Source organism: Actinomadura parmotrematis, from assembly GCF_019458805.1.
Classification (GTDB): Bacteria; Actinomycetota; Actinomycetes; order Streptosporangiales; family Streptosporangiaceae; genus Spirillospora; species Spirillospora parmotrematis.
Map to the genome: position 1 here is coordinate 74,378 of NZ_JAIBOA010000032.1, position 6,476 is coordinate 80,853.

General features: G+C 64.0%; 5 protein-coding genes. 4 read left to right on the plus strand and 1 reads right to left on the minus strand.

Annotation, left to right across the window (positions count from 1 at the left end; translation table 11 throughout):
- Window positions 1-159: 159 nt before the first annotated feature.
- Both K1Y72_RS33470 and K1Y72_RS33475 read left to right on the plus strand, forming a co-directional pair.
- Window positions 160-1,041, plus strand: a complete 882-nt coding sequence (locus K1Y72_RS33470; protein ID WP_258574424.1) for a helix-turn-helix domain-containing protein — start codon at window positions 160-162, stop codon at window positions 1,039-1,041.
- Window positions 1,042-1,099: 58 nt separating this feature from the next.
- Window positions 1,100-1,846, plus strand: coding sequence for a DUF6879 family protein (locus K1Y72_RS33475; RefSeq protein WP_258574427.1), 747 nt, complete (start codon window positions 1,100-1,102; stop codon window positions 1,844-1,846).
- A gap of 277 nt (window positions 1,847-2,123) precedes the next feature.
- Here K1Y72_RS33475 and K1Y72_RS33480 read toward each other — a convergent pair whose 3' ends face one another.
- The gene (locus tag K1Y72_RS33480; protein ID WP_220170538.1) at window positions 2,124-3,212 is read right to left on the minus strand and encodes a hypothetical protein; all 1,089 of its coding nucleotides are present in this window, start codon (window positions 3,210-3,212) and stop codon (window positions 2,124-2,126) included.
- Window positions 3,213-3,659: 447 nt separating this feature from the next.
- On the opposite strand from K1Y72_RS33480, the gene K1Y72_RS33485 reads away from it, so the two are divergent.
- Both K1Y72_RS33485 and K1Y72_RS33490 read left to right on the plus strand, forming a co-directional pair.
- Window positions 3,660-4,028 carry a CU044_2847 family protein gene (locus K1Y72_RS33485; RefSeq protein WP_220170539.1) on the plus strand — a complete coding sequence of 123 codons (369 nt, stop codon included), beginning with the start codon at window positions 3,660-3,662 and terminating at the stop codon, window positions 4,026-4,028.
- Between the two features lie 185 nt (window positions 4,029-4,213).
- Window positions 4,214-6,476: serine protease (locus K1Y72_RS33490; protein WP_220170540.1), on the plus strand; the 2,263-nt coding region annotated here is incomplete at its 3' end.

A 6,476-nucleotide genomic window follows, 5' to 3' on the forward strand; every position in this document is an offset into this window, starting at 1 on the left:
TCACGGCCTCGACACTGACCCGCCGTTACCGTGGAGAGCGAGAGATTTCACTGCCTTTCACACCTGGCACGGCGCGTGAGAAATGGCCGCTCGGTCAAGGCGTGAAACCCAGTGAAACGCTTGCGACCGTCCGGTTCCCATGGGCCAGGATCAGCACCGATGCCGCCGTCACCTTCGCCTTCCTCCAGCGCCCAAGCCGCACGCCAACGCCTGGGGGAAAAGCTCCGCCAGATGCGCCAGCAAGCGCGCCTCAGCGGCGTGCAGTTCGCCGCGCTGGCCGGATGGAGCAGCTCGGCGCAGGTCAGCATGATCGAGCACGGGCAGCGCACCATTACCGCCGACCACGTCCGGCTGTGGTGCCGGATCTGCCAGGTCCCCGACCACGTCGCGGCCGAGCTGCTGGACGAGCAGCGCGCTGCCGCCGGCATGTGGCAGACCCACCAGGACAGCAACCGCATCGGCCTCAAGGGCCGCCAAGAAAAGCTGCGCGACAAGTACTGGAACGTTCGGCTGCACCGCGTCTACCAGACCAAGGTCGTCCCCGGCCTGCTCCAGACCCCCGAGCTGATGACCCACTACCTGACCACCGCACGCCTGGAACAACACCTGGACCTGGACGACGTCGCCGAAGCCGTCCAAGCCCGGCTACGCCGGCAACGATGCCTGGACCGCCCCGACGCCCGCTGGCTGTTCCTGCTGGAAGAAGACGTCCTGTGGTACCGGCCCGCCCCGCCCGACACCCACCGCAGGCAACTGCGCCACCTGCTGGAGGTCATGCGGCGCCCTACCGTCTCGCTCGGCGTCATCCCCCGCGACGTCGACCGGCGCGGGGTGAACCCCGAGGAGTCCTTCACCATGTCCGAGCTCCCCGATTCCGCGGTGGTCACGGTCGAGCTGGTCTCGGGCACTCTCACCCTCACCCAGTCGTACGAGAACCGCATGTACCTCGAAGCCTGGGAACGGCTGTTCTCCCTTGCCGTCCACGGCGACCTGATGCGCGCCCTGATCACCGCCGCCCTCGCCGCGACGCCCGACGCTTGACCGACCGGGGCACGGAGGACAACCTCGGGCTCAGAGGCTGCGACATGGAGGACTGCCCGTGCGCGAGATCGACTTCATCGGTTCCGACCCCGGCTCTGAAGACGAGCGCTGCCCGGCGGTGTTCCGCGACCCCAACACCGGCGACTTCTACCAGCAAGGCCGCCTGGTCACCGACCCCGAAGTCCTCAAAAGCCTAGGGGAACACGTGGCGCTGGCACCCGACGAAGCCGTCATCTGGCAACCCGCCCGCATGGCCCACCAACTCGCCGAAGCCGCCACCGCAACCTACGAACCGGGCCGCCAAGGCCACGGCATCCCCACCTTCGCCGAACTCCTGGCCAACACCACACGCTCAGCCGTACACCTGGAAATGCGCGACCACTACCAGCCCTCAGCAGGATTCGAGGACTGGAAGGCCGGAGGCTCGGGCCGCACCGACCGCTCCCGCTGGACCTCCCAAGTCCAAGAAGCGATCGCTCGCGGCGTGACGATGCGCCGCGCCCGCATCGTGTCCGAGCCCGTCTCCGACTACATCCGCTGGGAACACTCGGTCACTGACGTCAACATCGAAGCCGGCGAACAAGTCCGCTGGCTACCCCGCCGCCGAACCTGGGACCTGATGCTCCCCGGCGCCGACTTCTGGATGTTCGACCAACGCCTCGTCCGCTTCCACTTCGACGCAGGCGACGGCACCATGCTGGACGAGTACGAATTCGTCTCCGACCCCCGCCGCATCGCCCACGTCGTCGCAGCATTCGAGATGGTCTGGGAACGAGCCGCCCCACACGAGAAGTACCAGGTCTAGCAACCCCTGGTCCGCCTGGCGCGGTGGATTTCCGCGCATCTGACAACGAAGGGCCTGGTCACCGCGCTAGCCTGACCGGCCTATAAGTCCCGCCAGTGCGCCCGCCAAACCGACCCCTTACACCTCCAGCGAGAACTCCTGAACGTTCGAGGTCGGCTAGCAAAGCGGCCGAAGAACCCTTCTACTTCCGCTTGTTTGGGTCCAGGGCTCGAGCGCAAGCTAGAGCCGACAACCCTTCAGTAGAACGCGGCCAGGTGACGACAGCCGACCACGCTAGTCAGCCGCCAAAGACAGTCTGGTACGCCTGCTTCCCGTTTTGGACCAGGAGGGTGAGACCAACGGAGGTCGCATTAGCTGCAGCCAACGTCTCCTGGATGCGACCATAAGCTGCGCGTATCTTACCTGGCTCGGGCTGAGACGCAGAGGTCTCTTCGGCGAGGATCTCAGCATCCTGAATAAGCTCTTCTTGCTTATCAGGCGCCATTCCGAGAGTCGGAGCCATCTGCAGCACCAAATCGGCGAACTGTCCCATTTCCGATGGATCGAATCCGATGGAGTTATACTGAACAACACTCCGCTGACTTCCAGCGACAATGCCGGAAGAACCATGGAAGTTGTAGGTGTCGCCACTTTGCTTTTGGTGGTTGATGTAGTCGTTCACTGTCCTCCCCGATAGGGCGCAGTCCACGCCATCTTCAGTTACTCGCACCCTGCTCAACGATTCTGCACCGTCATCGGTTCCTACACGTTGCATGAGGCAGCGCTGTTCAAGGTATCGAGAAGCCCCAAGGACCTCGTCCACCGTAAGCGAATCTCCCGCGAAGTAGGAGCCTGCGGTATCCATGAAAGCCATAGTTTCGACGCCTTCTTCACCCCGACCTGCTTCGAACGCCCAGCGCAGCAGCCCATCGCAGGCATACGAAAAGCGGGCAATTCGACTCTTGCGCAGACCCTGCAGGCGTCGCGCCTCAATGACACCCGTCTCGGTTAGACGAATCTCATAGATATTTATCCCGGTCAGGGATTCGCTTACCTTGATGAGGTTACGATCTTTTAGTTGCAGAACAACTGCACGCGCATCATCCTGTGAGAGATCCCGATCTGCAGTGAATGTCGAGATGTCGACTATCCGACGTTCGGGAGACTGCCCATACAGCCAACTCAACAATAGTGACTGATATGGATCATCTTCAATGGTGGTCGACGACTTCGCTGATCTACCGCCTTCCGTGGACACATCGGGCATGTTTGCCTCAATAGGGACTCGAATCGGGTGCTTGCGCGCTGCACGCTCGAATTCTTTCCCGATCTCCTTCTGCATCTTTTCGATGGCACGTCTATTGATCTTGAACCCCTTGTCGGCCATCACCCACCTCCAAAGATCGTTCCGGACCGGCGACACAACAGCATACGAGAGGCACCCGACAGTTCGGGGCCGCCAGACCCCTCTCGTTAGCCTCGGAGCACCATACGGGCCATGCACGCGATCGGCGCACTTTGTTCTATCGACCCAGGGGGGTATCGTCGCTCGACTCGAACAGCCCGGTAGGGCCGAGGTGCCCCAGCGCTACCGAGCCGTCCGAATCACAAGCAGATCCCGATTCGGTGGATCCCCCCAATTTGGGCGCCGAACGGATGGGGGGATGGTTGTGGTCCCCCTCGATCTGGGCCCTCCATGCATGATCGCTGGGGGTGGGTTGTCGGCGGGCTGGTGTGGTGGCCGCTATCGGCGGCCGAGGTGGGAGAACCTTATGCTGGTGTGATGCGTCCTATCCATTGGGTCATTATTGGCGGGGCCGGGAGGGATGTGGGGATGGCTGAGGTGGTTCGGTACGAGCTGGATGATGACACTGCGGTGGCGTTTGAGTTCGATCCACCTGAGGGGTTCTTGCCAGCTGGCACTGACGAGATCGTGGAGCGGGTTCGGGTCGCAGTGGATCCGGCGGTGCGTGCTGCCCAGGAGGTGCTGGAGCAGTTGCGGCGGGTGTCTCCAGATGAGGTGGAGGTGAAGTTCGGCGTCAAGGTGTCGGGCAAGGCTAACTGGATGATCGCCAAAGCCTCCACCGAAGCTAACTTCGAGATCAAGATGCTCTGGCGCCAAGGCCCCCACGCCTCACTACCGCCGGCCGAAGAAGTCGAAGAGGCCGAGGCTGAGGAATCTGGCGATGCGGAGGGTTCGTAGGAGGAGCAGCCGAGCGCTGGCTGATCGGACTGGAGACGATGTTGCGATAACGCTGCCTGGCCGAAACGACCACGATTAGGCTGAGCCCCCCATGCCTCCATGTCTCCCACTCTCTCGGACGACGCATGACGACACCTTCAGGCGATGACGCTTCGCCGTTCCCCGCTGATAGTTCGTGGGCGGCGATGGTCTATGCGAGCGAGAGGAGCCAGGAGTGGCTCGGCAGCGCGGTGCTGATCGACGAGAAGCGTCTGCTGACGTGCGATCACGTCGCGGTAGGCGATGAGCTGTGGGTGGAATTCCCCAAGGCCGAGCAAGACGACGAGCGGCGCTACCGCGTGGTGAGCGTGGTGCGGGCCCCGCCGCGTTACGACTTGGCGCTGTTGTCCTTGGAGGACTCACCAAAGGTCGTACGCGCCCCGCTGCGTCACACTCCGCCTGTTGGGCTGGTAGGGCACCCGTGGTGGGCGTTCGGCTATCCCTTGGGCGAGGTACACGGCAACGATGCACGAGGTCAGGTCGGCATCGATCTGGGACGCGGGTTCGTGCGGTTGGACTGCCGCCCCGGTGACCGCTACGTGCTGAAGAAGGGCTTCAGCGGTTCGGGAGTGTGGTCGGCGCGTTATCAGGCGGTGGTGGCGATCGTGGTGCAGGCGGGCGGCGGTGACGGCAAGGCCGTCACCCTGCACCGTGCGCTCTCCTGCTTCCCCGAGGCCAAGCTTGACCAGCTCACCACTTGGAGCGCCAGCGACAGCGACGAGGTCGCCCGCACCTCCTGGGGGCTGACCAAACGGTCGCAGGCGTCGCCGAATGGGTGGCGGTTGAGCGAGGACCCCGAGACCGCGCGGCACTGGAGCCCGCGAGCACGGGGTGTGGCGGTCGACAGCGAACGCGGCCATCGTTTCCAAGGCCGCCGGCGGGCATTGACCGAGATCGCCGACTGGTTGGACGCTGAGGTTCCTGATCACCGGGTGCTGGTGGTGACCGGCTCCCCCGGTGTGGGCAAATCAGCAGTGCTAGGACGCATCGTCACCACCGCCGACCCCGCCCTCCGCGACCAGCTCCCCGACCATGACACCGGTGTCCGCGCGACGACAGCGTCGGTGCAGTGCGCCGTGCACGCCAAAGGCAAAACCGCCCTGGAGATCGCCACCGAGATCGCCCGCGCCGCCTCTGCACCCCTGCCCGAACGCCCTGCAGACCTCGCACCCGCCCTTCGGGAAGAACTCACCGAACACCCTCGCCGCTTCACGATCATCATCGACGCCCTCGACGAGGCCGTCACCCCCAAGGACGTACGCACGGTAGTGACTGAGGTGCTGCTGCCGCTGGCGCAGACCTGCGCCGACGCCGGCGTCCGCCTGGTCGTCGGCACCCGCCGCCACGACGACCACGGCAACCTCCTGCAGATCTTCGGACCCGCCCGCACCACCATCGACCTGGACGAAGCCGCCTACTTCGAGGTCGAAGACCTCACCGCCTACGCCCAAGCCACCTTGCAACTCCAAGGCGCCGAACGCCCCAACAACCCCTACAACGATTCTTTGATCGCCGCCCCGGTAGCGGCGCGTATCGCTACCCTGGCGCACCGTAATTTCTTGGTCGCCGGTCTGGTCGCCAAAAGCCACGGGCTCTACGACACCACCCCCATCGATCCGGCCGAACTCACCTTTATCGGCCGCGTGGACAACGCCCTCGGTGCCTATCTCGCCCGCGTACCGGATATTGGTGGCGTCACGGCCGTCCAGGTGCTGACCGCTCTGGCCTACGCCCATGCTCCCGGATGGTCCGTCAGCCTATGGCAGATCGCCGTCCATGCCTTCACCGGCATCGTACTGTCCGAACAGGAACTGCACGCTTTCGCGCGTTCTTCGGCGGCCAATTTTCTGGTCGAATCGTCTCAAGGACACTCTTATCGACTCTTCCACCAAGCTCTCAATGACGTCCTTCTTCACGACCGTCACGAAATTGTTGCCGCTAACGATGACCAGACCGCGCTGACTACCGCCTTTCACGCCTACGGCCGCCGCCTGGGGTGGCAGAAAGCACCCGATTACCTGCTGCGGTCCCTGCCTGCGCACGCCGCCGCTGGCGACATCCTCGACAGTCTCTTCGATGATGCCGACTTCATCCTGCACACCGAGACCGCACGTGTCCTTGCCGTCAAAGACCACGCCCACAGTCGGCAGGCACGAGCCTGCATCCGCCTTCTGGAACTCACTCCCGACGCCCGGACCGCTCCGCCGGCCAAGCGGTTGGCCATGCTCGCCCTCACCGAAGCCATGGAAGACCTCGGCGACATCTACCAAACCCTCGCCCGCAGTGTCGGCACCCCCTACCGGCCGGTCTGGAGCTCCTGTCAACCCCGCCAAGAAATCATCCGCTTCGAAGGCCACACCGACTGGGTGCGCGCCGTCTGCGCCTACACCACCCCCGACGGCCAACCAC

What these genes read in the sequence shown, in the direction of transcription:
- K1Y72_RS33470 (WP_258574424.1), top strand. Translation starts at nt 160, where the DNA reads ATGCCGCCGTCACCTTCGCCTTCCTCCAGCGCCCAAGCCGCACGCCAA.
- K1Y72_RS33480 (WP_220170538.1), bottom strand. Translation starts at nt 3,212, where the DNA reads ATGGCCGACAAGGGGTTCAAGATCAATAGACGTGCCATCGAAAAGATG.
- K1Y72_RS33485 (WP_220170539.1), top strand. Translation starts at nt 3,660, where the DNA reads ATGGCTGAGGTGGTTCGGTACGAGCTGGATGATGACACTGCGGTGGCG.